This is a genomic window from Microbacterium sp. CIAB417 (genome assembly GCF_022788845.1).
On record NZ_JAHZUT010000015.1, the window covers coordinates 1 to 22,473 of the forward strand.

Below are 22,473 nucleotides of genomic sequence, written 5' to 3' on the forward strand. Positions count from 1 at the left end.
TCTGCGTCAGCTGGCGCTCGAGGGCACCGACATGACCGAGTGCGTCTCCTGCATGCTCTGAGCCCGATCCCGAACCCGAGAGACGACGAAGAATGACTCCGCACGAACCCCTCAAGCTGGTCGACCGCGTCCAGGCGATCAACTGGAACCGCATCCAGGACGACAAGGACCTCGAGGTCTGGAACCGCCTGGTGAACAACTTCTGGCTGCCCGAGAAGGTGCCGCTGTCGAACGACATCCAGTCGTGGAACACGCTCACCGCCGAGGAGCAGACGCTCACCATGCGCGTCTTCACGGGGCTGACGCTCCTGGACACCATCCAGGGCACCGTCGGCGCGGTCTCGCTCATCCCGGACGCGATCACGCCGCATGAGGAGGCCGTCTACACGAACATCGCGTTCATGGAGTCGGTGCACGCGAAGAGCTACTCGTCGATCTTCTCGACGCTGTGCTCGACCAAGGAGATCGACGAGGCGTTCCGCTGGTCCGTGGAGAACCCGAACCTTCAGAAGAAGGCTCAGATCGTCATGGACTACTACCGCGGGGACGAGCCGCTCAAGCGCAAGGTCGCCTCGACCCTGCTGGAGAGCTTCCTGTTCTACTCGGGCTTCTACCTGCCGATGCACTGGTCGTCGCGCGCGAAGCTGACCAACACGGCCGACCTCATCCGCCTCATCATCCGCGACGAGGCCGTGCACGGGTACTACATCGGCTACAAGTTCCAGCGGGGGCTCGAGACGCTGGACCAGGCGAAGAAGGACGAGCTGAAGGACTACACGTTCTCGCTGCTCTACGAGCTCTACGACAACGAGGTGCAGTACACGCAGGACCTCTACGACGGCGTCGGCCTGACCGAGGACGTCAAGAAGTTCCTGCACTACAACGCCAACAAGGCGCTCATGAACCTCGGCTACGAGGCGATGTTCCCCTCGACGGTCACGAACGTGAACCCGGCGATCCTGTCGGCGCTCTCGCCGAACGCGGACGAGAACCACGACTTCTTCAGCGGGTCGGGCTCGTCCTACGTGATCGGCAAGGCCGAGGCCACCGAGGACGACGACTGGGACTTCTGACCGTCTGTCAGCAGGACCTCTGGAAGGGGCCCGGGATGCAGGAGACTGCAGACCCGGGCCCCTTCCCGTGTCGCCTGTCGGAACCTGTGATCGGGAGCCGGCGGCATCGGCCAGACTGATCCGACAGTCCGGGAGGTGCGCGTGTCCGAGAGACGTCGGTGGTGGCAACGGCCGCGCTCCGCGCACGCGGCATGGCGGGCGGCGTGGATCAGCGCGATCCTGATCACGGCGCTCGGGGCGGCGCTGATCCCCCTCCCGCCCTGGGCGCTCGATTATCGGCTCGAGGGATGGACGGCCGTCGGCGTGCCGATCGGACTCGTCGCGAGTGCCGTCGCGGTCGGCATCGACCTGCTCACCTGCCGCGCGCGCGGCGCCGATCCGAGCCTCGCGCCCGCCCGGATCTTCGGCGCGTTCCCGCTCGGCCTCGGGATCGGACTCGTCGTCTCCAGCATCCCTCTGGCGACCGGCGCGTTCGATGAGGAACGGATTCCTGACCGCAACGGCGCGGCCTTCCTGATGGTCGGCGCCGTCCTGGTCGTCGTCGGAGCTCTGCTCTTCCCGTTCGCGGCGAGGGTTCAGCGCAACGCGGAGAGCGGCGACGGCGCATCACGGCCGCGCAGAAAGCGGCGGACGCTCTGGGGCGCGCTCGCCGTGCTCATCGCGCTCGCGGCGCCGCTCGCCGCGCTCCAACTCGCCTCCCCGCCGGCGCGCACACAGGCGGCTCCGGCCCTGGTCGTCGGCACGGTCGGCGACCGGACCGTCGCGCTGGTCACGTTCCGGCTCGACACGTTCCCTGCACCGGACCTCGCGCGCGTGCTCTCGGACGGTCGCAGCGTGCAGGCGGCGCTGTTCGATCTGGACAGCGGCGATCGCCTGTGGAGCACGCTCCTCGCCGGTGATCCCGATCAGCGCTACGACGCCGTGCCGACAGCGCTCGACGGGCGGCGGGCGACCGTCAGCACGACGGACGGCCTGGTCGCGCTGGATGCCGCCACCGGCGAGATCCTGTCGACCGACCGCTCCGCTCCGGCCCCGGACGTGAACATCCCCGGCAACTCCTTCGACCCGCAGGCCTGGTCCGTCACGAGCCGGACCGTGCGGCTTCCGGGCGGCGATGAGCTCGAGCCCGACTGGGCGACGGGCGCGGACGCCGTGGTGCTGCTGGAGGAGTCGACCGCCGAGCCCGCTGGTGCGCGTGAAGGGTTCGTCGTGACGCAGTCCGAGAGCGGCGACGACTTCCTGATCCAGGGCGCGGAACTCGAGACGCGGGAGCTGATCGGCACGGTGACCTCGACCCAGGAGGCCGCCGCGGTCGTGGACAGCGGAGCAGGCCACGTGGCTCTTCTCGGCACGAACGACGAGCATCAGGCGATTCTCGTCGTCGCGACCGAGGCCGGCATCCGCACGATCGTGATCGGGGCGCACCCACCTCCTCGTTGGTGAGGCCCTCGCCCGTCAGTTGCGCGTTCTCGCCTCGAACAGCAGGGCGAAGGACGCCGGGATCGATCGCACGAAGGCCGCGCGGCGCTCCGCGACGGCCCGCTTCCGCGCCGCGCGCGCCTGACGCTGTTCCCAGCGCATCTCGCGGATCCGGTCGCTGAACTCGCGCGCCTCGTCGGGGCTCATGATGTCGTGTCGCATGTCGCGTCCTCTCGAACCGGGGCGTCGCCTTCCGTCGCCCTCACCAGGACCACGAACGCGTAGTGCGGACTTCGACACGGCCATCGGAAAAGAACTTGCGACTTCTTCGCGCCGTGCTGTCGAATCGACAGGGGCGTGTTCGTGGTGATGATGAGGGTCGCCGCACGTGCGATCGAGAGGAGCGCGATGACAGCGCGACAGAAGTTCCTGGTCATCCACATGACGGACCGGGCCGGTGCGGACTGGGATCCCGACATCGACGGCGTCGCGCTGCAGCGTTGGCTGGAGTTCCGCGACGGCCCGGATGGGTGGGAAGCCAACGGCCAGACCGTGTCGGGCCCCGAACAGGCGCGGCGCATCACCGCCCACCGCGGCGAGGTCGTGGTGACTGACGGCCCGTTCCCGGAGTTCACCGAGTGGTTTCTCGGCGTGGAATGGATCGAGGCCGTCGACATCGAAGAGGCGACGCGGTTGCTCGAGTCGCACTCGACCGCGCGGATCGGTCGGATGTACCTCGTACCCGCGAGCGGGCAGTAGTGAGCGGGAAGAACACGTCGCCCGACGCCGACGTCGTCATCTCGCGCACGCACCGTGAGGAGTGGACCAGGATCGTGGCCGGTCTTGTTCGCCGCTACGGCGACCTGGACATCGCCGAGGAGACGGCCGCTGAAGCCTTCGTGACGGCTGTCGAACGATGGCCCGTTGACGGAGTGCCTCCGAATCCCGGCGCGTGGATCACCACCACGGCGCACCGCAAGGCGCTCGACCGGCTTCGTCGTGAGGCGAAGAGAGCGGACAAGCAGAAGGAGGCGCTCCTGATGCAGGACGACTCGCCGGCCGAACCCGTCGGCATCATCGACGATGATCGACTGCGACTGATCTTCACGTGCTGTCATCCCGTGCTGTCGATCGAAGCCCGGGTTGCGCTCACCCTGCGGATGGTCGGTGGTCTCACCGTCTCCGAGATCGCGAGGGCGTTCCTCGTCCAGGAGACGACCATGGGGCAGCGGATCAGCCGAGCCAAGGCCAGGATCAGGGCAGCGCGCGTGCCGTTCCGCTTACCCGAGCGCGAGGACGTCCCCCTGCGCATCGACGGCGTGCTCGCCGTGCTGTACCTCATCTTCAACGAGGGCTACTTCGCGTCCGGAACGGACGTCGAACCGATCCGCCGCGACCTCACCGACGAGGCCATCCGGCTCGCGCGACTCGTGCGAGCACTCCTTCCCCCCGGCTCCCGCGAGGATGCCGAGGCGTCGGGGCTGCTCGCACTGATGCTGCTCACCCAGGCGCGGGCGGGCGCTCGCCTCTCCGTCGACGGAACGCTCGTCCGCCTGGATGAGCAGGACCGCACGTCCTGGGATCGGAGCCTGATCGAGGAGGGCATCGCGCTGCTGGACGAGCGGGAAGGGCGCCGACCGGCCGACGACGGCCCCGGACGCTATCAGATCCTCGCAGCGATCAACGCCGTGCACGTATCGGCTCGGCACGCACGAGACACCGACTGGGGGCGCATCGTGGCGTTGTACAACAAACTCGAGCACCTCGACCCGAACCCGATCGTCCGACTCAACAGGGCGATCGCGATCTCCGAGTACGACTCGCCGGAGGTCGCCCTGGCGCTCGTCGAGGATCTCGGCTCCGCCCTCGACGGTCACCACGCGTTCCACGCGACGCGCGCCGAGCTGCTGCGTCTGACGGGTCGCCTCGCCGCCGCCCGCGGAGCCTATGATCGTGCGATCGAGCTGGCGGTCAACTCCGCCGAGACCGCCCACCTCGTCCGCCGGCGCGGAGAGATCGCGTCGACCGGGTCCAAGAGCATCACCATCGACGACAACGGAGGAATCTCATGACCAGCAGGTATCTCGTCATCCACATGACTGACTCGACGGGGTCGGCCCTTCCCGAATCGGAGGATCGTCGGATGCTCGGCGATTGGGCGGAGAGGGGCAGGGACGCGGGGATGCTCGGACCCGGAGCGCCTGTCGCAGGGCCCGAGCAGGCGAAATCCGTCGCCGTCCGGGGCGGCGAGCTGCTCATCACGGACGGCCCGTTCCCGGAGTTCAAGGAATGGTTCGCCGGATACGACCTGATCGAGGCCGAATCGATCGACGATGCCGCCGCGTACATGAGCGCGCACCCGACCGCCGTGTCCGGGAGGATGTACATCCTCCCGGTCGTGACACTGCCCTGGGAGCAGGCCGCGGCTGCCGATTCTTGAAGGTCGTTCACGCCCTGATCGAGGGCCTGTCACAGGTCACAGTCCCCGGTTGGCGCTCCAGCGCCTCGCGGCCTCGGAAGCGGCGGCCTCGATGAGCGCGTCGATTTCCGGGGAGCGGCGCGCGGGGAAGGACACATAGGCGCCGCGGCCTCCGGCGACGGGCCGTCCGTACGCCTTCACGGCGAGGGTGTCGTCGGGCAGCAACCTGACCGTCAGCGTCTGGAGTTCGAAGGTCTCGCCGCGTCGTTCGTCCTCCCACCGCAGATGCGCCGGGATGTCGACGTTCAGTGCGAGCGCGTTGACCTGGATGTCGTCGTCCATGCCTCGAGCGTATCCGGCACGCCCGCGCGCGGCCTGTTCACGCCGGGTATCCGCTTCCCCGCAGCATCCTGGCCAGGTGGGCGGCGTTCGCGGCCGCCGTCGCGATCGACTGCGCGACCTTCTCGGGAGTGGCGGGCAGATCCTTGTAGTCGGTGGTCTGCATCGCCTCACCGTTCCAGTACACCGAGCCCTGGGCCGGGATGCTGAATCCGACGTCGTCGAGAGCCTGGAACAGGACGGCCGCGATGTGGTGCGCACCGTCCTCGTTGCCGACGATCCCGGCGATCGCGACCTTGTCGAACAGGGTGGGGCGACCGCGGGTATCCGTCTCGCTCAACTCGGCATCGAGACGCTCGAGAACCCGCTGCGCGACGCTGGAGTGCTGGCCGAGCCAGGTGGGGGTGAGGAAGACGAGGACATCGGCGGCGAGCACCTGGGCGCGCAGCGCCGGCCATTCGTCGCCGTCACCCATGTCCTTGCCCACGCCCGGGGCGAAGGAGTGGTCCACGGCCCGGACCATGGTGCCGATGACTCCGTGCCCGGCGAGAGCCTCGAGGATCTGCCGGCCGAGGACCTCCGAGCTCGACTCCGCGGGAGAGGGCTTGAGCGTGCAGTTGATCGCGAGTGCGGTGAGTTGTGCATCCATACCGGAACGGTAGGTCTCCCGAGCGGAGCCCAGGAGGGGGTTTCATCCCCCTTCGAGGTGCGCTAGGTCGAGTCGCGACCACTCGTCCCGGTATCCTGGTCGGAGCGAGATTTCCCGACGTCAGGAGCGCCCGATGATCCTCAGCTTCATCTTCTTCATGATCCTCTTCCTCGGGGGCTTCTGGCTGATGGGCATCTCGTTCGGGCTCCCGGAGTTCCAGGCGCTGGCCTTCCTCGGCGGACTCGCCCTCATCTGCATCGCGCTGGCGTTCATGATGCGCGAGGGACGCAGCGGCGCGACGCGTCGTTCGAACAACTGGGACGGCGGACCCTCGGCCAGCTGAGCCGCATGCGCCGGCGCATGCAAGGACTCAGGCGCGCTTCGCGAGCCGCATCTCCAGGTTCGCCTTGACGGCAGGCCACTCCGGCTCGATGATCGAGTACTCCACGCTGTCCCTCAGGGCTCCGTTGCGATAGCGCATCACCGCGCGCATCACGCCGTCCTGCTTGGCGCCGAGTCGTTCGATCGCCGCGCGGGACTGGAAGTTCACCCATTGCGTCGTCAGACCCACGCGGTACACCCCGAGCTCTTCGAAGGCGTGCCGCATGAGCAGGTACTTGGATTCGGCGTTCGTCCCGGTCCCGTGCGCCGACGGCCGGTTCCAGGTGTAGCCGATGTGCAGCCGGGGGACGTCGGCGGCGAGGTCGTAGAACGCGGTCTGGCCGATGATGCGTCCGGTCGCATCGAACGCCGTGAACGGCACCATCTCACCGCGCTCGGCCTTCGCCAGTCGCTCCTCGATCGCCGCGGCCACTCCGTCCGGCGCCGGGACCGAGGTGTACCACGCGGTCGTGAACAGCTCGCCCTCCTGCACCGCCTCGACGAGGCCGTCGTGATGCGAGCGCTCCAGCGGTCGGAGCTCCACGAGGCGACCGGTAAGGGTGAGCGGTGCGGGGGCGATGCGGAAGGCCATGCGTCTATTCAATCAGCCGGCCGTGCGCGGTCCGCGCTAGCGTGATGCCCATGAAGATCGTTCCGTTCGCTCAGGCCACCGCCCCCGCCGTCGTCGCCGGGATGATGCGCATCCACGACAAGGACGATGCCGACATCCGTGCGCTCTATGACGCGGCGCGCGCCGGAGGCATCGACTTCTTCGATCACGCCGACATCTACGGCGGGAGGATGCACCGGTGCGAGGAGCGGTTCGCCGAGGCCCTGCAGCTGGGTCCGTCCGAACGCGACGAGATCACGCTGCAGACCAAGTGCGGCATCGTCCCCGCCGAAGGGGCCTACGACTTCTCGGCCGAGCACATCCTCCGTCAGGTCGACGGATCTCTCGCCGCGCTGCGCACGGATCGCATCGACGTCCTGCTGCTGCACCGGCCGGATGCTCTGGTCGAACCGGACGAGGTCGCGCGCGCCTTCGACGAGCTGGAGTCCTCCGGCAAGGTCCGCGCCTTCGGCGTGTCCAACCACACGCCGCGTCAGATCGACCTGCTGCGCACCGCGGTGGCGCAGCCGCTCGTCGCCAACCAGCTGCAGCTGTCGCTCACGCACGCGTCGATCATCGCCGGGCCCATCGCCGCCAACCGGGAGGCGACCGATCAGAGCATCACCCGCGACGGCGGCGGCATCCTCGAGTACTGCCGGATCAACGGCATCACGATCCAGGCATGGTCTCCGATGCAGGCCGCCATCGGTCAGGGCTCCTTCGTCGGCAGCGCGGATCACCCGGAGCTCAACGCTGTGCTCGACCGTCTCGCCGACACGCACGGATCGACGCCGACCGGCATCGCCGTCGCGTGGATCACCCGTCATCCCGCCGCGATGCAGGTCGTAATGGGGACGACCACTCCCGAGCGCCTGTCGGCGGCCGCGCAGGGCGCCGACGTCCGGCTCAGCCGCACCGAATGGTACGAGCTGTACCGCGCCGCCGGACACCTGCTGCCCTGACCCGCCGCGCGTCGTCGTCTACCCTGTAGCCATGCCGTTCGTCTTCTCGCTCCTGGTCATCGCGCTGATGATCGGCGCCCTGATCGACATCATCACGCGCGATGACTCCCAGGTGCGCCACCTGCCGAAACTCGTCTGGATCATCATCGTGATCCTGCTTCCGCTGATCGGGAGCGTCCTGTGGTTCGCCCTCGGGCGCGAGTACTCCTCCGACGGCGTCGCGATGCCCCGGATGCCGCGTCGAGAGCGCGCGCAGCGCACCCCGCGAGCGGCCGCCCCCACCGCTCCGCCGGCGCGGCCGGTGGACACCAGGACGACCGAGGAGCAGATCGCCGACCTGGATCGCGAGATCGAGGAGTGGCGGCTGCGGGCGGAGATCGAGAAGCGCAAGCAGGAGCGCGGCGAGGCCTGACGCCGTCTCAGCCCGCAGCAGGGACGAGGTCGAAGGACTCGCGCAGCGCCGGCTCGAGCGTCGGGTGGCGGAAGGCGTAGCCGACCGCGGACAGCTTCTCGGGCACGACCCACCGGCTCTTGAGGATCAGCTCGGTCTCGGTGCGGATGCCGATGGCGCCGATCTCCAGCATCCAGCGCGGCAGCGGCGGACCGATCCGCACGCCGAGCACTCCGCGGATCGTCGCCATGAACGTCGCGTTGTCCACCGGGGCCGGCGCCGCTGCGTTGATCGGACCCTCGAGCTCGGGATGCTCCTCGAGGAAGTCGATGATGCCGGCGACGTCGTCGACGTGCACCCAGCTGAAGCGCTGCCGACCGCGCCGGGCCCCCGGCAGGTGCGCCGTCCCGGCATCCCGTCGCCGGGCGGGCACCGGCCACCGGCCGTCGTGCTGGGCGCCGCCGAGGCCGAGCCGTGCCAGGGTGCGCAGCGGCCCGAGCACACCGCCGTGTCCGAGCACGATGGCGCTGCGCAGGGCGACGCGACGTGTTCGCGGCAACGGATCCGCGAACAGTGCGCGCTCCCAGGCTTTCGCGACCTCGACCGAGAAGCCTGTGCCCAGCTCGCCGTCGGCTTCCGTCATCGGGCGGTCCTCCGCGTGCCGGTAGATCGTCGCCGTGGATGAGTTGACCCACAGCGGCGGCGGCGCAGCGGCGCGACCGATCGCCCGGCTGAGCGCCGCGGTCGTCTCGAGCCGCGAGGAGAAGATCTCGGCGCGGTTCTCGGGCGTGTAGCGGCAGTTCACGCTCTTGCCGGCGAGTCCGATGACGAGCGCGGCACCGTCGACCGCGGCGTCGATGCCGGCCTGGTCGGGCCAGGAGAGGTCGGCGCCGGAGCGGGAGATCGTGACGACCTCTCGGCCCTCGGATCGGTACTCGTCCGTCAGATGGCGCCCTATGAACCCCGAGGATCCGCCGATGACGACCCGGCCCGCGCTCATGACTCCTCCTCGATCCGGTAGGTGAACGTGCCCGCATACTCGTAGATCCGGCCGATCAGGGGCACATCGACCGTGAGTTCGACGCGCTGACGACCGGATGCCTCGTCGGCCCCCTCGCGCAGCCGGATGCGCGGGGCGAGCCGGCCGGAGAGGCGCGGACGCATCCGGCCGACGCGCAGGCCCATCGCGCGGCTCGTCAGCCGCAGGGACCCGCCGTCGGTCCCGACGTCGAAGCTCGCGGCCAGCAGCGGCGGCTCGCCCAGTTCGTCGACCAGCCGGCCGTGCGGCTTCAGCGCCACGGCGTCGCGCATCACCCAGTCGCCGCCGGGCAGCCGCAGCGTGCGCTCGGCGATGGCACGTCCGGCGACCGTCCGGTTCTCGATCCGGAACGGGACGTCCTCGTACCAGCCCGCCACGAGGATGCCGCGGCGCTGCAGGGGACGCAGCAGCGGAGCGAGCCAGCCGCGACGCGTGCCGACGCGCTCGAACACGCCCTCGCCGACGCCGACGCGGCCCTCGGGGATCGCCGAGAAGTAGCGCCGGGTGGACGCGTCCAGCAGCGGCATCCGGGAGCCCAGGGCACGGGCGTACGGGGACGTGGAGGGATGCCTCATGCCCTCGAGCGTACTCGCGCGGTGCGAGCTCAACGCGCCGCAGAGGCGGCGGCGTAGGCGTCGACGCTCGCGGGGGAGAGCACCTCGCGCGCGACCATGATGGCGGCGCCCACGACCGCTGCGCGCTCTCCGGCCTGCGTCTGCACGATCGCGAGGTGCTGGGTCGCCAGGGGGATGGAGCGGCGGTACACGACCTCGCGGACGCCGGCGAGCAGATGCTCCCCGGCGCGGGCGATGCTGCCTCCGAGCACGATGATGGACGGGTTGAGCAGGTTCACGACCGTGGCGAGCACCTCCCCGACATCGCGCCCCGCCTGCCGGGTGGCGGCGATCGCTGCGGGGTGGCCGGCGCGGACGAGCGAGACGACGTCCGAGCTGTTCGCCGCCTCCAGTCCCTGCGCGCGCAGGGACGCCGCGATCGCCGAGCCGCTCGCGAGAGCCTCCAGATCGCGCTCGTCGCCGGGGTCGCGCTCTCCGCCGGTGCCGTGCGGCACCTGCACGTGTCCCATGTCGCCCGCCGAACCCTGCGCGCCTCGCTGGAGCTCCCCTCCGGCGATGATCCCGGCGCCGATGCCGGTGGCGACCTTCACGAAGACGAGGTCGTCGACCCCGGGCCACGAGGTGACCTGCTCGCCGAGGGCGAGGATGTTGACGTCGTTGTCCACGAGGACCGGTACGGCGAACCTCCGCTGCACGTATCCCGGGATGTCGAACCGATCCCAGCCCGGCATGATCGGCGGATTGGTGGGGCGTCCGGTCGAGTGCTCGACGGGGCCCGGGACCCCGATGCCGACGCCGAGCAACGGCCCGGTTCCCGCGGTCTCGAGCAGCGCCGCGCCGTCGGCGAGGATGGCATCGAGCAGAGTCTCGGGGCCGTCGGCGATGTCGATCGCGCGGGTGCGCGACTCGAGGATGCCTCCGGCGAGATCGGCGACGGCGACCGTCGCGTGCGTCGCGCCGAGATCGACGGCCAGCGTGCGCCCCGCCGCGGGATTGAACGCCACGCGCACGGGCGGACGCCCCCCGGTCGAGGCGGCCTCTCCGGCGGGGGCGAGGAGCCCCGCCGACAGCAGGGCGTCGACCCGCAGTGCGACCGTGGATCGGGCGAGGCCTGTGAGGGACGCGAGTTCCGCCTTGGTGCGGGCCCGCCCGTCCCGGAGCAGCTGGAAGATCTCTCCCGCCCCGGGGCTGGGGGCCGTGCCCGCGCGCAGTGCCTCGACCATTGCGCCAGTAAACCACACGCTTTCGCGTTCGTAACGAAGTTCTTCCTGATGTCGAACTCGAGACTTTTGACAAACATCTAGCAAAAGTCTCGCGGCTGTGTCAGACTCCGGACCATGACAACGGATGTCATCGACTCCGGCATCGGGACGATCCGCGCCGGCATCCTCGGCGGGGGCTTCATGGCCCGTGTGCACCGCGACGCGACCCGCGCGGCCGGGGGAGCGCTGATCGCCGTGGCGACGACGGATCCGGACGGTTCGGTGCGAGCCTCCGCAGCGCTCGGGGCCGCCCGCGCGGCCTCGGACGCCTCGGAGCTGATCTCCTCCGCGGACATCGACATCGTGCACGTCTGCACGCCGAACGCGTCGCATGTCCCTCTCGCGACCGAAGCGCTGCGGGCCGGAAAGCACGTGGTGTGCGAGAAGCCGCTGGCGACATCCGCGGCGGATGCGCGGGAGCTGGTGGCGCTCGCGGACCAGGCCGGACGCGTCGCGGCCGTCCCGTTCGTCTACCGCTACCACCCGATGGTCCGCGAGGCGAGGGCGCGGGTCCGCAGCGGGGAACTGGGCGACCTGCTGAGCCTGGACTGCTCCTATCTGCAGGACTGGATGCTCCTCCCCGAGGACGACGACTGGCGCACGCGGGGCGCCCTCGGCGGTCCGTCGCGGGCGTTCGCCGACATCGGATCCCACTTGTGCGACCTCGTCGAGTTCGTCACGGGGGATCGGATCGCCGCGCTGACTGCACGGACGCGGACGGTGTTCGGCGAACGCGCCGGGCACCCCGTCGACACCGAGGACATCGCGGCGCTGCTGGTGGAGACCGCCTCCGGGGCGATCGGCACGCTCCTGGTCTCCCAGACCGCGGCGGGTCGCAAGAACGCCCTGACGATCGAGCTGCACGGATCCCGCGAGACGATGCGTTTTGCACAGGAGCGACCGGAGGAGCTCTGGCTCGGTTCGCGACGCGAATCGCGGATGCTCCTGCGCGACCCGGGAGTCTCGTCCTCGGACTCCGCGCGGCTCCAGCGGCTTCCTGCCGGGCATCCGATGGGCTATCAGGACGCGTTCGACGCCTTCATGGCGGACGTGCACAGCGCCGTGGCCGGCGGCGAGCCGGAGGGGCTGCCGACGTTCGCGGACGGGCTGCGGGCCGCGGAGCTGACCGAGGCCGTCCTCGCGTCCGCCGCCGACGGCGGACGATGGACGGAGGTGGCGGCATGACCACGGAGCAGGCCGAGCCGGTCCTGACCGTGCGCGGCGTCGGGAAGTCGTTCTTCGGGGTCCGCGTCCTGTCCGACATCGACTTCGACGTCCGCCCCGGCGAGGTCCACGGGCTCGTCGGCGAGAACGGCGCCGGCAAGTCGACGCTGATGAAGATCATCGCGGGCGTGCAGTCGCCGGACGGCGGTGTGATCGAGTACCAGGGCGCCGAGGTGCACCACACGCACCCCCGCCAGGCGATGGATGCCGGGATCGTCACGGTGTTCCAGGAGTTCACGCTCCTGCCGGAGCGCACGGTGGCGCAGAACGTGTACCTCGGACGCGAGCCGCGACGGTTCGGGTTCGTCGACCAGAAGGCGATGATCAAGCGCACCGGCGCCCTGCTCGACGACCTCGGCGTCGCGTTCATCGATCCGCGGGCGCGCGTGGCCTCGCTCACGGTGGCGGAGCAGCAGATCGTCGAGATCGTGAAGGCGCTGTCCTTCGAGGCCAGGGTCATCTCGATGGACGAGCCGACCGCGGCACTGAGCGACCGCGAGGTGGAGCTGCTCTACGCGATCATCCACCGCCTCACCGCTCGCGGAGTGGCGGTGATCTATGTGTCGCACCGACTGAAGGAGATCTTCGATCTGTGCGATCGGATCACCATCCTCAAGGACGGCGTACGCGTGTCGACCGACGACGCCGCCGACCTCACCACGGACGAGCTCGTGCGCCGGATGGTCGGCCGGTCCATCCAGTCGTACTTCCCGGATCGCTCGGAGGGAACCGTCACCGGCGGACCGAGGCTCGAGCTCGACGGTTGCGGCAACGCATTCGTCGACGGGGTGTCGCTCGTGCTGCGAGCCGGAGAGATCCTCGGGGTCGCCGGTCTCCAGGGCTCCGGCCGTACCGAGCTCGTCGAGGGGATCTTCGGCGTCCAGGCCTTCGCCCGCGGCTCGCTGCGCGTCGACGGGGCGCCGGTTCAGATCCGCAGCGCCCGCGCGGCGGTCCGGGCCGGCCTCGCGCTCGTCTCGGAGGACCGCAAGGCGCAGGGGCTCGCCCTGGGGCAGTCCGTGCTCGACAACGCGCTGCTGGTGATCCGCAGCGTGTTCGCCGGCCGGACCGCCGCCGCGCGACGCCAGGTCCCGGGCATCCTCAGCGCGCTGGAGATCAGCTCCCGTGGTCTGGATCAGGAGACGCGCTTCCTGTCCGGCGGCAACCAGCAGAAGGTCGTGCTGGCGAAGTGGCTCCTGACGGAACCGCAGATCGTGCTGTTCGACGAGCCGACGCGCGGCATCGACGTGGGGGCGAAGTACGCGGTGTATCAGCTCATGCGCGAACTCGCCGCGCAGGGGAAGTCGGTGCTCATGGTGTCCAGCGAGCTGCCGGAGGTCATCGGCATGAGCGATCGGATCCTCGTGATGCACGACGGCGAGCTCGTGGCCGAGCTCGCGGGCGGCGCGGCGGAGCACGAGGTGCTCGCCGCCGCCACCGGGGCGAGCCGCCCAGCCGATTCCGACGCGGAGGGGGAGACGCGATGAAGCGCGTGCGCATCGATTCCACGATGATCGTCCTCGGCATCCTGGTCCTGACGCTCATCGTGGGAGCCGTGCTGGTGTCCACGGTCGGTCGCAACTTCCTCAGCGCCGGCAACATCCGCGACATCCTCACCGGGATGAGCGTGCTGGGACTCGTCGCGATCGGCCAGACGCTGGTGGTGCTGGGGGCGTCCCTGGACCTGTCCGTGACCTACGTGATCAGCCTGTCGAGCCTCCTCGCGGCCACGATCATGGCGGGCAACCCCGCGAACATCCCGGCCGCCGTCGCGGTGACGCTGCTCGTGTGCGCGGGCATCGGCCTGGTCATCGGGCTGATCGTCACCGTGCTGAGGGTCAACGGCTTCATCGCGACCCTCGGAGTCGGGCTCATCCTGCAGGGCGTGCTGAACACGAACTTCGAGGGCTCGGCGGGCGCCGTGCCGTGGGAGTTCCAGCTGATCGGGGCGACGGGTCTCGGTCCCGTGCCGGTGTCGACGATCATCATGATCGCGCTCGCCGTCCTCGTCTGGTTCCTGCTCGATCGCACGCGCACCGGCGCGCACCTCTTCGCGGTCGGCGGCGATCCCGAGATCGCCCGCCTGTCCGGCGTCCGCACGCGACCGCCGCTCATCGCCGCGCATGTGCTGTGCTCGGTGTTCGCGGGACTCGCCGGGCTCCTGCTGGCCAGCAGGCTCGGAGTGGGAAGTCCCACCGTGGGGCAGCAGGGCGGGTACGCGCTGCTCTCGATCGCGGCGGTGGTCCTGGGCGGCACGCTGCTGCTGGGCGGGCGCGGTTCGATCTGGGGCACGATCGGAGGCGTCGCGATCCTGGCGGTCGTCGACAACGTCATGAGCGTCATGCAGGTGAACCCGTTCCTCAAGGACGTCGTCCGAGGTGTCGTCATCGTCGCGGCCGTCGCGGTCTACAGCCGCCGCGCGATCGTGCGGCGCCGGCCGCGCTTCGGGCCGGGCGGGACGAGGACCGGAGGGGACGACGCGGCACGGGCTGCGGAGCCCGCGATGGCCGCGGCGGCGGCCGACCTCGAGAACGCCGAGCCGGCGGACGGAGGCCGGGCATGAAGGCGCTGCGCGCACTCGTCAGCCCCCAGGGGGCCGTGTTCCTTCTGCTCGTGATCCTGCTGGTCGCGGTCATGGTGCTCAACCCGAACTTCGCCGAGCCCGGCCAACTGATGCGGTTCATCCAGCGGGTCGCGCCGATCGCCATCGTCGCGATCGGGCAGTACTTCGTGATCATCGCCGGGGAGTTCGATCTGTCGCAGGGATCGCTCATCACGGCGCAGGTCATCATCGCCGGCAACCTCGTCGGCCAGGACGACGCCCGCACGCTGCCGGTGCTCGGGCTCATGCTCGTCTTCGGCGTCGTGGTCGGTCTGGTCAACGGCATCTTGACGACGCTGCTCAAGGTGCCCTCGTTCATCGTGACGCTGGGCATGATGCTGGCGCTGCTCGGCGGGGTCAAATGGTGGACCGGGGGAGCGGCGACCGGAAATCCCGCGGACAGCTTCCGCGAGATCGGGCGCGGAGGAATCCGCGACGTCCCGTTGCTGGACTTCATCCCGTGGTCGGTCCTGATCCTCGCGGCCTGGCTCGCCCTGGGCATCTGGGTCACGCGGCGTCCGCTGGGCAAGCTCCTCATCGCGATCGGCGACAACGCCCGGTCCGTGGACTACGCGGGAGCGCGGCGGTCGTGGGACACCATCCAGGCGTTCGTCATCTCGGCGCTCTCCGCGTCACTGTCCGCCGTGCTGCTGGTGGGCTACGCGGGGGTGCATCCGTCCGTCGGCACGGGTTACGAGTTCATCGCGATCACCGCGGTCGTGCTCGGCGGTGTGGTCCTGGGCGGAGGCCGTGGCTGGATCGTCTCGGCGGTGGCCGGCGCGTTCGTGCTGGAGGCCCTGTTCCTGCTGCTGAACATCGCCGGGGTCCCGTCCACGCTCCGGGACGCCGTCCAGGGCGTCATCATCATCGCCGCCGTGGCGTACTCCGCCGTGTCGTTCCGCAGCCGCAGGCGCGCTGCGAGATCTTCCCCCGATCCGGGGAAGGAGCAGGAGCCGCCACAGGGCGGACCCGCTCAACCGCCCGCACCATCCGCCCTCGCATCCGAGGGTTCCACAGAAACCAGAGGAGTTCAGTAATGCGACGATCAAGGAAGATCGCCACCGCAGCGGTGGCCGTCTTCGGACTCATCGCGCTGGCCGGGTGCACGACCGACCCGTCCGTGGCGCCGCCCGAGTCCGAGGAGACGGAGCCGTCGAGCGAGACCACCGAGTGGTTCGACCAGGAGCTGTTCGACAAGCAGGACGCCGAGCGCGACGTCGTCCCGGAGGGCCCGGAGGACGAGCCGTACCTGCAGTACATCAACGCCGAGATGGTCGACACCTCCGAGTTCGCGAGCGAAGGGCCCAAGAAGGCCTGCTTCGCGAACGCGTCGATCTCGAACCCGTGGCGCCAGACCGGCTGGATCACGATGAACGAGCAGCTCAAGGTGCTCCAGGAGGCCGGCGCGATCAGCGAGATGGAGACCCGCGATGCGCAGGACTCCGATGACACCCAGATCGCCGACATCGACTACTTCATCGCCGAGGGGGACTGCGACGTCTTCCTCATCTCGCCCAACAGCACCGCGGCCATGACCCCGGCCGTCGAACGCGCCTGCGAGACGGGCAAGCCGGTGATCGTGTTCGACCGCGGCGTGAACACGGACTGCCCGGTCACCTTCATCCATCCGATCGGCGGATTCGCGTGGGGCATCGACACCGCCGAGTTCCTCATCGACAACCTCGAGGAGGGCGACAAGGTCGTGGGTCTGCGGATCCTCCCGGGCGTCGACGTCCTCGAACAGCGCTGGGCGGGAGCCAAGAAGCTCTTCGACGAGGCGGGCATCGAGGCCGTCGATCACTTCACCGGCGCGGACCCGGCGGAGATCAAGAACATCATCAGCGACGAGCTGGCCAAGGGCGATGTCGACGGCATCTGGATGGATGCCGGAGACGGAGCGGTCGCCGCGATCGAGGCCTTCGAGGACGCCGGAGTCGACTACCCCGTCATGACGGGTGAGGACGAGATGAGCTTCCTGCGCAAGTGGAAGGAGACCGGACTCACGGGGCTCGCCCCGGTGTACTCCAACTTCCAGTGGCGCACGCCGCTGCTCGCCGCGCAGAAGATCTTCGCCGGCGAGGAGGTGCCGAAGGAGTGGATCCTGCCGCAGAGCCCGATCACGGCTGCCGAGCTGGACGAGTATCTCGCGGCGAACGAGGGTATGCCCGACGGCCACTACGCGAAGTTCGGCGGGGAGAACCTGCCGGGCTACCCGCAGGTGTGGCAGGAGCGGGTCATCCCGTAGGGAACGATCAGCACACGGGCGACCGGGGATCCTCCTCCGGTCGCCCGCGTGCGGAAGGACATCGGATGCTGCGCACGATCGCGGTCAACACCTGGGTGTGGACGTCTCCGCTCACCGACGCTTCGCTCGAACCGCTGGCCCGCAAGGCGGCGGCGCTCGGCTACACCGCGCTGGAGCTGCCCCTGGAGAACCCGGACGACTGGGATCCCGCCCGCGCGAGGGACGTGCTCGACGGGCTCGGGCTCGGCGCCGTCGTCATCGGGGCCATGGGCCCCGGCCGCTCGCTGGTCTCGCGGGCGGGGGATGTCGCGGCGACCCAGGACTACCTGTCCGCATGCGTCCGTGCCGCCGCCGTCCTCGGAGCGCCGGTGCTGGCGGGACCGTTCTATGCGCCGACCGGCGTCACCTGGCGGATGGACGGCGCCGAGCGCGCCCGCGTCGTCGCGGAGCTGCGCGAGAACCTCGCACCCCTCGCGGACGCGGCCGCGGCGTCGGGGAAGACGCTCGCGATCGAACCGCTGAACCGGTACGAGACGAGCATCCTGAACACGGTCGAGCAGGCCCTCGACGTCCTCGGGCCGCTGCTCGGGGAGGGGGTGGGCCTCGCGCTGGACACCTATCACCTGAACATCGAGGAGAAGAAACCGGCCGACGCGATCCGAAGCGCGGGATCCGCCATCGCGCACGTGCAGGTCTGCGGCAGCGACCGCGGAGCCGTCGGCGACGATCACACCGACTGGCCCGGGATCCTTCGTGCGCTGGACGATGCCGATTACGAGGGCGTCCTGGGACTGGAGAGCTTCACGGGCGAGAACGCGACCATCGCGGTCGCCGCGTCCGTGTGGCGTCCGCTCGCGCCGTCGCAGGACGCCCTCGCCGAGCGGAGCATCCAGGCCTTGAGGGAGCTCGGCGCGGCGTGACCTCCGGTGCGGCGTCGGCGCCCTGCGTCAGCGCTCGCGCAGGCGGACCAGCCGCTCGTGCCCGGTCTCCTCGAGCTCGGCGATGTCGTCCCGGGACTTCAGGAAGTCCGAGAACGAGCGGTATCCCAGCGCCTTCTCGCTGAACGACGGGTCCATGCGCCGCATGTGCGTCTTGACGGCCGAACTGTGCAGCCACTCGTCGGCATCCGCCTTGTCGTGCCCGAGGCGCAGCGCGCGCTCCAGCAGCTGCGTCGCCTCCTCCTGCTCGGTCAGCGCGGGCGCCTCCGGCTCGGGGGCCTTTGCGGCCTTCTTGGCGCGCGAACGGGTGGGCGTCTTGGTCTTCGCGGGCGCCTCTGCCGCCGGATCCGGTTCCGCGATGACGGGCTCGGGCTGCACGGCCGGCGTCTTCGCGGCGGGCCGAGCCACGCCCGGCAGGGAGTCGTACGACTCGAACTCGTCGCACGCGGCGGCCAGCGACTTGGCGGTGGAGCCGGCGACGCCGACGCCGATGACGTAGCGGCCCAGCCGCTTGCACCGCTGAGCGAGCGGCACGTAGTCGCTGTCGCCGGCCACGATCACGACGTGCGTGAGGTCGGGCAGGCGGAACATGTCCTCCACGGCATCCACGGCGAGGCGGATGTCGGCGCCGTTCTTGGCGTACGCGGCCGCCGGGAACAGCTGCACGAGATCGACCGCCCGCGCGACGAGCTGAGAGCGGTATTCGGCGTTGACGGGCGAAGACCAGTCCGCGTACGCGCGGGTGAGGACGAGCGTGCCGAACGAGGCGGCGTAGTCGATGATGGCGCCCACCTCGATCATGGCTCGCTTGAGGCGGTCGGCGACCTCCGGGTCGTCCGGGTTCTCGGTGATGCGCTGGCGGTCCTTGCCGTAGGCGTTCCTGCCGTGCACGCGGTCGTACCAGGAGATGACGATGTTGTCGAAGTCCAGGTAGACGGCGACGCGGGTGTCCTGCGTGTCGGCCATGTCCTCACCCCTCGCTCGGGTACCGCACGCCGATCTGGGCGCGGATCTCGTCGAGCGTGCCCATGATGGCGGCGCTCTCGGCGATCGGCAGGACGTCGCCCGCGAGCGTTCCGCTGCTCACGAGGCGCTCGGCCGCCAGCGCCTGATACTGCATTCCCCGTCCGTCGACCTCGGAGGAGTAGCTCTCGCGCACCGTGCCGTCGGGACCGACGAGGCGGAAGGAGGTCGGCGTGTACCAGACCCGGTCGATGTCGATCCGCGCCTCCGTGCCGATGACGGATGCCGCGTTGGGGCCCGCGGCGCGGGACGACGACAGGCTCGTGGACACCGCACCTCCCGCGTGCGTCATGACCGTGGCCACCTCGGCATCCGCGCCGGTGTCTCCGAGACGGGCGACCGCCTTGACGGTCTCGGGGGCGCCGAGGATGTCCCAGATGAAGGAGATCGGGTAGATGCCGAGATCCAGCAGCGCGCCGCCGCCCAGCTCGAGGGCGTTCAGGCGGTGCGCCGGATCCGCGGTGATCAGCTGGGTGTGATCGGCGGTGACCGCCCGGATCTCGCCGAGCGCTCCCTCTGCGATCAGCTCGCGGATGCGGATCATGTGCGGGAGATACCGGGTCCACATCGCCTCCATGACGAGCAGACCATTCTCCTGGGCGAGGCGCTGCAGGTCCTCGGCCTCGGCGCGGTTCACCGTGAACGCCTTCTCGACGAGCGCGTGCTTGCCGTTCTCGAGCGCCAGGCGGGCGTCGGCATGATGCATCGGATGGGGTGTGGCGACGTAGATGATGTCCACGTCCGGGTCCGCGGCCAGCGCCTCGTACGAGCCGTGCGCGCGAGGGATGTCGAAACGTGCCGCGAACGCGTCCGCGGACGCCTGCGAGCGCGATCCGACGGCGACGAGGTCGAGACCCGCGGTGCGCAGATCGGAGGCGAACGCGGCGGCGATGCCGCCGGTGGCGAGGATTCCCCAGCGAAGACCAGTCATGCTCTCAGCGTAGCGGGCGGCTCCGCCGCCGCTCCGAACCGGCCTCCCCGTTCCCGGATGTCAGAGGCGGGCGAGGGCCTGATCGAGGTCGGCGATCAGGTCGGCCGGGTCCTCCAGGCCGGCGGAGAAGCGGATCGTGTTTAGGGAGATCCCGGCCGCCGCACGCTGGGCGGGGCTGAGGTGCGAGTGCGTCATGGACGCCGGGTGCGCGACCATGCTGCGCGCGTCGCCGATGTTCGCGACGAGCCGGATGACGTTCAGGGAATCGATGACCTGCGCCACGCGCTCCTGCGTCCCGGCATCCTCGGGGCCGGTGAGATCGAACGAGAACACCGAGGGCACGCCCCGGGGCAGATACCGCCCGGCGAGTCCGTGCCACGGGTTGCCGGCGAGGCCGGGGTGGTGGACGGCCGCGACCCGGGGATGCTGCGCGAGGTGCTCGGCGACTGCCAGCGCGCTCGCGCTCTGGCGCGAGACGCGCAGATCTAGGGTCTCGATGCCCTGCAGGATCTGCCAGGCGTTGAACGGGGACAGCGACGGGCCCAGATCGTGCACGTACTTCGACTTCACCAGTGCCGCGAACGCGAACCCGATGCCGAAGCGCTCCCACAGCACGAGGTCGCCGAAGCGCGGGTAGGGGCCGGTGAACTGCGGCCAGCGCTCGGGTTCGGCGCCGAAGTCGAACGTCCCCTGGTCGACGGCCACACCGCCGAGCGAGGTGCCGTGGCCGGAGAGGAACTTCGTCGCGGAGTGCACGACGAAGTCCGCACCGTGCTCACCTGGACGCACGAGGAACGGCGTGCCGACGGTGTTGTCGATCACCAGCGGCACTCCGGCGGAGTGCGCGATGTCGGCGACGAGGCGGATGTCGAGCACCTGGGCGATCGGATTGGCGACCGACTCCGCGAACAGCGCTCGCGTCTCGGGTCGGATCGCGGTGCGCCACGCATCGGCGTCGTCCTGGTCGACGAAGGTGACCGGGATGCCGAAGTCGTCGAAGGTGTCCTGGAGGAGATCGACCGTGCCTCCGTACAGCTGGTTCGCTGCGACGATGTGGCCGCCTCGCCCGGCGAGAGCGAGCAGGGTCACGGCGACGGCGGCCTGTCCCGAGGCGACGGCGACCGCCGAGACGCCTCCCTCGAGAGCGGCGACGCGCTCCTCGAGCACCTGCTGCGTGGGACTGGCGTTGCGGCTGTACAGGTTGCCGGCCTGACGCAGCGCGAACAGGTCGGCGGCATCCGCGAGCGAGGCGAACTGGTACGCCGCCGTCTGATAGATCGGCGGAACGGCGCTGTTCTGCGGCGTGCCGGGAACGTACCCGGCCTGGATCTGGCGGGTGGCGAAGGCGGTCGAGCCGGGCTCGGCGGATGCGGTCATCCGTCCATTGTCCTGACCGCGATCACGCCGCGCGTGCCTGTGTCGAAGTGTTGCAGCCGTGGTCGCGAGGTCAGGGGACCAGGACGATCTTGCCGCGGGCGGCGTGCTGCTCGATCAGCTCGTGCGCGCGGGATGCCTCGGCGAGCGGGAGCTCGGGGCCGAGCTCGATCTGGAAGTCGCCGGCCGCGAGCTTCGCGATCGCCAGCGGCACGGCTTCGGCGCGCCAGGCGCGCTCCTGCTCCGTGAGCGGCTGAGGGGAGCCGCCACTGAAGGCGCGGATGCCGAGCTCCGCGGCGTCGGGGCCGCGGACGATGGTCGCGATGCGTTCGTGATCCGCGACGAGCTGCTTCGACACGTCGATCGCCTCGTCCGTCCCGATGCAGTCCAGCGCCACGGTCACGCCCTCGGGCGCCGCCTCGCGGACCCGATCCGCGAGGCCGTCGCCGTATGCGACCGGAACGGCGCCGAGTTCGCGCAGCTGGGCGTGACGAGCGGGGCTGGCGGTGGCGATGACGCGGGCGCCCCAGGACACCGCGAACTGGATCGCCGCCTGCCCGACCGCTCCGGATCCGGCGTGCACGAGCAGGGTGTCCTCGGGGCCGACTCCGAGCGAGCGCAGGCACTGGTAGGCCGTGCCGATCGGGATGCCGAGGCTCGCGCCCTCGTCTGCCGTCACCGCGTCGGGCAGCAGGGACAGGTGATCGACGGGCACCGCCAGGTGCGTGGCGTACGTGCCGACCGTGTCGCGGATGGCGACGCGGTCGCCCACCGCGAGCCCGGTCACTCCGTCGCCGAGCGATTCGATGACGCCGGCCCCGTCGAATCCGACGCGCCGGGGCTCGGTGATCGGCGGTCCGGGTCGCGCGCCGCGCCGCAGCTTGGCGTCGAGGGGATTCACGCCCGCCGCCTCGATCCGGACGACGACCTGTCCGGGTTCCGGGACGGGGACCGGGATCTCCACCAGCTGCAGGACGTCGGGGGTGCCGATTTCGGTGTAGACGATCGCGCGTGCCATGA

General features: G+C 70.1%; 25 protein-coding genes. 14 read left to right on the plus strand and 11 right to left on the minus strand.

Going from position 1 to position 22,473, the window contains the following annotated elements:
* Nucleotides 1-92 precede the first annotated feature (92 nt).
* Together nrdF and KYX17_RS30325 are read left to right on the plus strand one after the other, a co-directional pair.
* The gene (gene nrdF, locus KYX17_RS30320) at nucleotides 93-1,073 is read left to right on the plus strand and encodes a class 1b ribonucleoside-diphosphate reductase subunit beta (RefSeq protein WP_243233241.1); all 981 of its coding nucleotides are present in this window, start codon (nucleotides 93-95) and stop codon (nucleotides 1,071-1,073) included.
* A 141-nt stretch (nucleotides 1,074-1,214) separates the two neighbouring features.
* Nucleotides 1,215-2,516: a hypothetical protein gene (locus KYX17_RS30325; RefSeq protein WP_243233243.1), complete on the plus strand. Its 1,302-nt coding sequence runs from the start codon at nucleotides 1,215-1,217 to the stop codon at nucleotides 2,514-2,516.
* Between the two features lie 12 nt (nucleotides 2,517-2,528).
* Here the strand turns inward: KYX17_RS30325 and KYX17_RS30330 are convergent, their stop codons facing one another.
* Nucleotides 2,529-2,714 (minus strand): hypothetical protein, encoded by a 186-nt coding sequence (locus KYX17_RS30330; protein ID WP_243233245.1) that lies wholly within the window; start codon nucleotides 2,712-2,714, stop codon nucleotides 2,529-2,531.
* A 186-nt stretch (nucleotides 2,715-2,900) separates the two neighbouring features.
* On the opposite strand from KYX17_RS30330, the gene KYX17_RS30335 reads away from it, so the two are divergent.
* From KYX17_RS30335 to KYX17_RS30345, 3 genes are read left to right on the plus strand one after another with little or no spacing between them, the layout of a single operon-like run.
* Nucleotides 2,901-3,251, plus strand: a complete 351-nt coding sequence (locus KYX17_RS30335) for a YciI family protein (RefSeq protein WP_243233247.1) — start codon at nucleotides 2,901-2,903, stop codon at nucleotides 3,249-3,251.
* Nucleotides 3,251-4,564 carry an RNA polymerase sigma factor gene (locus KYX17_RS30340; RefSeq protein ID WP_243233249.1) on the plus strand — a complete coding sequence of 438 codons (1,314 nt, stop codon included), beginning with the start codon at nucleotides 3,251-3,253 and terminating at the stop codon, nucleotides 4,562-4,564. Before KYX17_RS30335 ends, KYX17_RS30340 begins: the two co-directional genes overlap by 1 nt.
* A complete protein-coding gene (locus tag KYX17_RS30345) occupies nucleotides 4,561-4,932 on the plus strand; it encodes a YciI family protein (RefSeq protein WP_243233260.1) in 372 nt (123 codons plus the stop codon). The genes KYX17_RS30340 and KYX17_RS30345 overlap by 4 nt, the downstream gene beginning before the upstream one ends.
* A gap of 36 nt (nucleotides 4,933-4,968) precedes the next feature.
* Here the strand turns inward: KYX17_RS30345 and KYX17_RS30350 are convergent, their stop codons facing one another.
* On the minus strand, nucleotides 4,969-5,253 hold the full coding sequence (locus KYX17_RS30350; protein WP_243233262.1) for a hypothetical protein: 285 nt from the start codon (nucleotides 5,251-5,253) through the stop codon (nucleotides 4,969-4,971).
* A 37-nt stretch (nucleotides 5,254-5,290) separates the two neighbouring features.
* Complete coding sequence (locus KYX17_RS30355) at nucleotides 5,291-5,899, minus strand: flavodoxin family protein (protein WP_243233264.1); 609 nt, start codon at nucleotides 5,897-5,899, stop codon at nucleotides 5,291-5,293.
* A 133-nt stretch (nucleotides 5,900-6,032) separates the two neighbouring features.
* On the opposite strand from KYX17_RS30355, the gene KYX17_RS30360 reads away from it, so the two are divergent.
* Nucleotides 6,033-6,242 carry a hypothetical protein gene (locus KYX17_RS30360; RefSeq protein WP_243233266.1) on the plus strand — a complete coding sequence of 70 codons (210 nt, stop codon included), beginning with the start codon at nucleotides 6,033-6,035 and terminating at the stop codon, nucleotides 6,240-6,242.
* 27 nt (nucleotides 6,243-6,269) lie between these two features.
* Here the strand turns inward: KYX17_RS30360 and KYX17_RS30365 are convergent, their stop codons facing one another.
* Nucleotides 6,270-6,872: a GNAT family N-acetyltransferase gene (locus KYX17_RS30365; RefSeq protein ID WP_243233268.1), complete on the minus strand. Its 603-nt coding sequence runs from the start codon at nucleotides 6,870-6,872 to the stop codon at nucleotides 6,270-6,272.
* 50 nt (nucleotides 6,873-6,922) lie between these two features.
* On the opposite strand from KYX17_RS30365, the gene KYX17_RS30370 reads away from it, so the two are divergent.
* Both KYX17_RS30370 and KYX17_RS30375 read left to right on the plus strand, forming a co-directional pair.
* On the plus strand, nucleotides 6,923-7,852 hold the full coding sequence (locus KYX17_RS30370) for an aldo/keto reductase family oxidoreductase (protein ID WP_243233270.1): 930 nt from the start codon (nucleotides 6,923-6,925) through the stop codon (nucleotides 7,850-7,852).
* 31 nt (nucleotides 7,853-7,883) lie between these two features.
* A complete protein-coding gene (locus KYX17_RS30375) occupies nucleotides 7,884-8,264 on the plus strand; it encodes a PLDc N-terminal domain-containing protein (protein ID WP_243233272.1) in 381 nt (126 codons plus the stop codon).
* A gap of 7 nt (nucleotides 8,265-8,271) precedes the next feature.
* Here KYX17_RS30375 and KYX17_RS30380 read toward each other — a convergent pair whose 3' ends face one another.
* Genes KYX17_RS30380 through KYX17_RS30390 form a run of 3 tightly spaced genes read right to left on the minus strand, consistent with a single transcriptional unit; the run spans nucleotide 8,272 to nucleotide 11,080 of the window.
* Nucleotides 8,272-9,243, minus strand: a complete 972-nt coding sequence (locus KYX17_RS30380) for an epimerase (protein ID WP_243233281.1) — start codon at nucleotides 9,241-9,243, stop codon at nucleotides 8,272-8,274.
* A complete protein-coding gene (locus KYX17_RS30385) occupies nucleotides 9,240-9,857 on the minus strand; it encodes a DUF4166 domain-containing protein (protein WP_243233283.1) in 618 nt (205 codons plus the stop codon). The genes KYX17_RS30380 and KYX17_RS30385 overlap by 4 nt, the downstream gene beginning before the upstream one ends.
* A gap of 29 nt (nucleotides 9,858-9,886) precedes the next feature.
* Complete coding sequence (locus tag KYX17_RS30390) at nucleotides 9,887-11,080, minus strand: ROK family transcriptional regulator (protein ID WP_243233285.1); 1,194 nt, start codon at nucleotides 11,078-11,080, stop codon at nucleotides 9,887-9,889.
* Nucleotides 11,081-11,194: 114 nt separating this feature from the next.
* Between KYX17_RS30390 and KYX17_RS30395 the strand changes: the two genes are divergently transcribed.
* The 6 genes from KYX17_RS30395 to KYX17_RS30420 all read left to right on the plus strand — a co-directional run bounded on the left by KYX17_RS30395 (nucleotide 11,195) and on the right by KYX17_RS30420 (nucleotide 18,107).
* Nucleotides 11,195-12,304, plus strand: a complete 1,110-nt coding sequence (locus tag KYX17_RS30395) for a Gfo/Idh/MocA family protein (protein ID WP_243233288.1) — start codon at nucleotides 11,195-11,197, stop codon at nucleotides 12,302-12,304.
* On the plus strand, nucleotides 12,301-13,827 hold the full coding sequence (locus tag KYX17_RS30400) for a sugar ABC transporter ATP-binding protein (protein ID WP_243233290.1): 1,527 nt from the start codon (nucleotides 12,301-12,303) through the stop codon (nucleotides 13,825-13,827). Before KYX17_RS30395 ends, KYX17_RS30400 begins: the two co-directional genes overlap by 4 nt.
* Nucleotides 13,824-14,903, plus strand: coding sequence for an ABC transporter permease (locus tag KYX17_RS30405; protein WP_243233296.1), 1,080 nt, complete (start codon nucleotides 13,824-13,826; stop codon nucleotides 14,901-14,903). Before KYX17_RS30400 ends, KYX17_RS30405 begins: the two co-directional genes overlap by 4 nt.
* A complete protein-coding gene (locus KYX17_RS30410) occupies nucleotides 14,900-15,979 on the plus strand; it encodes an ABC transporter permease (protein ID WP_243233298.1) in 1,080 nt (359 codons plus the stop codon). The genes KYX17_RS30405 and KYX17_RS30410 overlap by 4 nt, the downstream gene beginning before the upstream one ends.
* Entirely contained in the window at nucleotides 15,979-17,187 is a 1,209-nt protein-coding gene (locus KYX17_RS30415) for a substrate-binding domain-containing protein (protein WP_243233299.1), read from the plus strand. The genes KYX17_RS30410 and KYX17_RS30415 overlap by 1 nt, the downstream gene beginning before the upstream one ends.
* A gap of 65 nt (nucleotides 17,188-17,252) precedes the next feature.
* Nucleotides 17,253-18,107 (plus strand): sugar phosphate isomerase/epimerase, encoded by an 855-nt coding sequence (locus tag KYX17_RS30420; protein ID WP_243233300.1) that lies wholly within the window; start codon nucleotides 17,253-17,255, stop codon nucleotides 18,105-18,107.
* Nucleotides 18,108-18,134: 27 nt separating this feature from the next.
* Here KYX17_RS30420 and KYX17_RS30425 read toward each other — a convergent pair whose 3' ends face one another.
* The 4 genes from KYX17_RS30425 to KYX17_RS30440 form a co-directional block, all read right to left on the minus strand.
* The gene (locus KYX17_RS30425; RefSeq protein WP_243233301.1) at nucleotides 18,135-19,091 is read right to left on the minus strand and encodes an NYN domain-containing protein; all 957 of its coding nucleotides are present in this window, start codon (nucleotides 19,089-19,091) and stop codon (nucleotides 18,135-18,137) included.
* A gap of 4 nt (nucleotides 19,092-19,095) precedes the next feature.
* On the minus strand, nucleotides 19,096-20,079 hold the full coding sequence (locus tag KYX17_RS30430; RefSeq protein ID WP_243233302.1) for a Gfo/Idh/MocA family protein: 984 nt from the start codon (nucleotides 20,077-20,079) through the stop codon (nucleotides 19,096-19,098).
* Nucleotides 20,080-20,139: 60 nt separating this feature from the next.
* Nucleotides 20,140-21,456 carry an O-acetylhomoserine aminocarboxypropyltransferase/cysteine synthase family protein gene (locus tag KYX17_RS30435; RefSeq protein WP_243233303.1) on the minus strand — a complete coding sequence of 439 codons (1,317 nt, stop codon included), beginning with the start codon at nucleotides 21,454-21,456 and terminating at the stop codon, nucleotides 20,140-20,142.
* Between the two features lie 70 nt (nucleotides 21,457-21,526).
* Nucleotides 21,527-22,471 (minus strand): NADP-dependent oxidoreductase, encoded by a 945-nt coding sequence (locus tag KYX17_RS30440; RefSeq protein ID WP_243233304.1) that lies wholly within the window; start codon nucleotides 22,469-22,471, stop codon nucleotides 21,527-21,529.
* Nucleotides 22,472-22,473 lie beyond the last annotated feature (2 nt).

What these genes read in the sequence shown, in the direction of transcription:
- KYX17_RS30400 (WP_243233290.1), top strand. Translation starts at nt 12,301, where the DNA reads ATGACCACGGAGCAGGCCGAGCCGGTCCTGACCGTGCGCGGCGTCGGG.
- KYX17_RS30440 (WP_243233304.1), bottom strand. Translation starts at nt 22,471, where the DNA reads ATGGCACGCGCGATCGTCTACACCGAAATCGGCACCCCCGACGTCCTG.
- KYX17_RS30345 (WP_243233260.1), top strand. Translation starts at nt 4,561, where the DNA reads ATGACCAGCAGGTATCTCGTCATCCACATGACTGACTCGACGGGGTCG.
- KYX17_RS30330 (WP_243233245.1), bottom strand. Translation starts at nt 2,714, where the DNA reads ATGCGACACGACATCATGAGCCCCGACGAGGCGCGCGAGTTCAGCGAC.
- KYX17_RS30390 (WP_243233285.1), bottom strand. Translation starts at nt 11,080, where the DNA reads ATGGTCGAGGCACTGCGCGCGGGCACGGCCCCCAGCCCCGGGGCGGGA.
- KYX17_RS30380 (WP_243233281.1), bottom strand. Translation starts at nt 9,243, where the DNA reads ATGAGCGCGGGCCGGGTCGTCATCGGCGGATCCTCGGGGTTCATAGGG.
- KYX17_RS30375 (WP_243233272.1), top strand. Translation starts at nt 7,884, where the DNA reads ATGCCGTTCGTCTTCTCGCTCCTGGTCATCGCGCTGATGATCGGCGCC.
- KYX17_RS30335 (WP_243233247.1), top strand. Translation starts at nt 2,901, where the DNA reads ATGACAGCGCGACAGAAGTTCCTGGTCATCCACATGACGGACCGGGCC.
- KYX17_RS30360 (WP_243233266.1), top strand. Translation starts at nt 6,033, where the DNA reads ATGATCCTCAGCTTCATCTTCTTCATGATCCTCTTCCTCGGGGGCTTC.
- KYX17_RS30425 (WP_243233301.1), bottom strand. Translation starts at nt 19,091, where the DNA reads ATGGCCGACACGCAGGACACCCGCGTCGCCGTCTACCTGGACTTCGAC.
- KYX17_RS30370 (WP_243233270.1), top strand. Translation starts at nt 6,923, where the DNA reads ATGAAGATCGTTCCGTTCGCTCAGGCCACCGCCCCCGCCGTCGTCGCC.
- KYX17_RS30410 (WP_243233298.1), top strand. Translation starts at nt 14,900, where the DNA reads ATGAAGGCGCTGCGCGCACTCGTCAGCCCCCAGGGGGCCGTGTTCCTT.
- KYX17_RS30365 (WP_243233268.1), bottom strand. Translation starts at nt 6,872, where the DNA reads ATGGCCTTCCGCATCGCCCCCGCACCGCTCACCCTTACCGGTCGCCTC.
- KYX17_RS30395 (WP_243233288.1), top strand. Translation starts at nt 11,195, where the DNA reads ATGACAACGGATGTCATCGACTCCGGCATCGGGACGATCCGCGCCGGC.
- nrdF (WP_243233241.1), top strand. Translation starts at nt 93, where the DNA reads ATGACTCCGCACGAACCCCTCAAGCTGGTCGACCGCGTCCAGGCGATC.
- KYX17_RS30415 (WP_243233299.1), top strand. Translation starts at nt 15,979, where the DNA reads ATGCGACGATCAAGGAAGATCGCCACCGCAGCGGTGGCCGTCTTCGGA.
- KYX17_RS30355 (WP_243233264.1), bottom strand. Translation starts at nt 5,899, where the DNA reads ATGGATGCACAACTCACCGCACTCGCGATCAACTGCACGCTCAAGCCC.
- KYX17_RS30430 (WP_243233302.1), bottom strand. Translation starts at nt 20,079, where the DNA reads ATGACTGGTCTTCGCTGGGGAATCCTCGCCACCGGCGGCATCGCCGCC.
- KYX17_RS30350 (WP_243233262.1), bottom strand. Translation starts at nt 5,253, where the DNA reads ATGGACGACGACATCCAGGTCAACGCGCTCGCACTGAACGTCGACATC.
- KYX17_RS30435 (WP_243233303.1), bottom strand. Translation starts at nt 21,456, where the DNA reads ATGACCGCATCCGCCGAGCCCGGCTCGACCGCCTTCGCCACCCGCCAG.
- KYX17_RS30420 (WP_243233300.1), top strand. Translation starts at nt 17,253, where the DNA reads ATGCTGCGCACGATCGCGGTCAACACCTGGGTGTGGACGTCTCCGCTC.
- KYX17_RS30405 (WP_243233296.1), top strand. Translation starts at nt 13,824, where the DNA reads ATGAAGCGCGTGCGCATCGATTCCACGATGATCGTCCTCGGCATCCTG.
- KYX17_RS30385 (WP_243233283.1), bottom strand. Translation starts at nt 9,857, where the DNA reads ATGAGGCATCCCTCCACGTCCCCGTACGCCCGTGCCCTGGGCTCCCGG.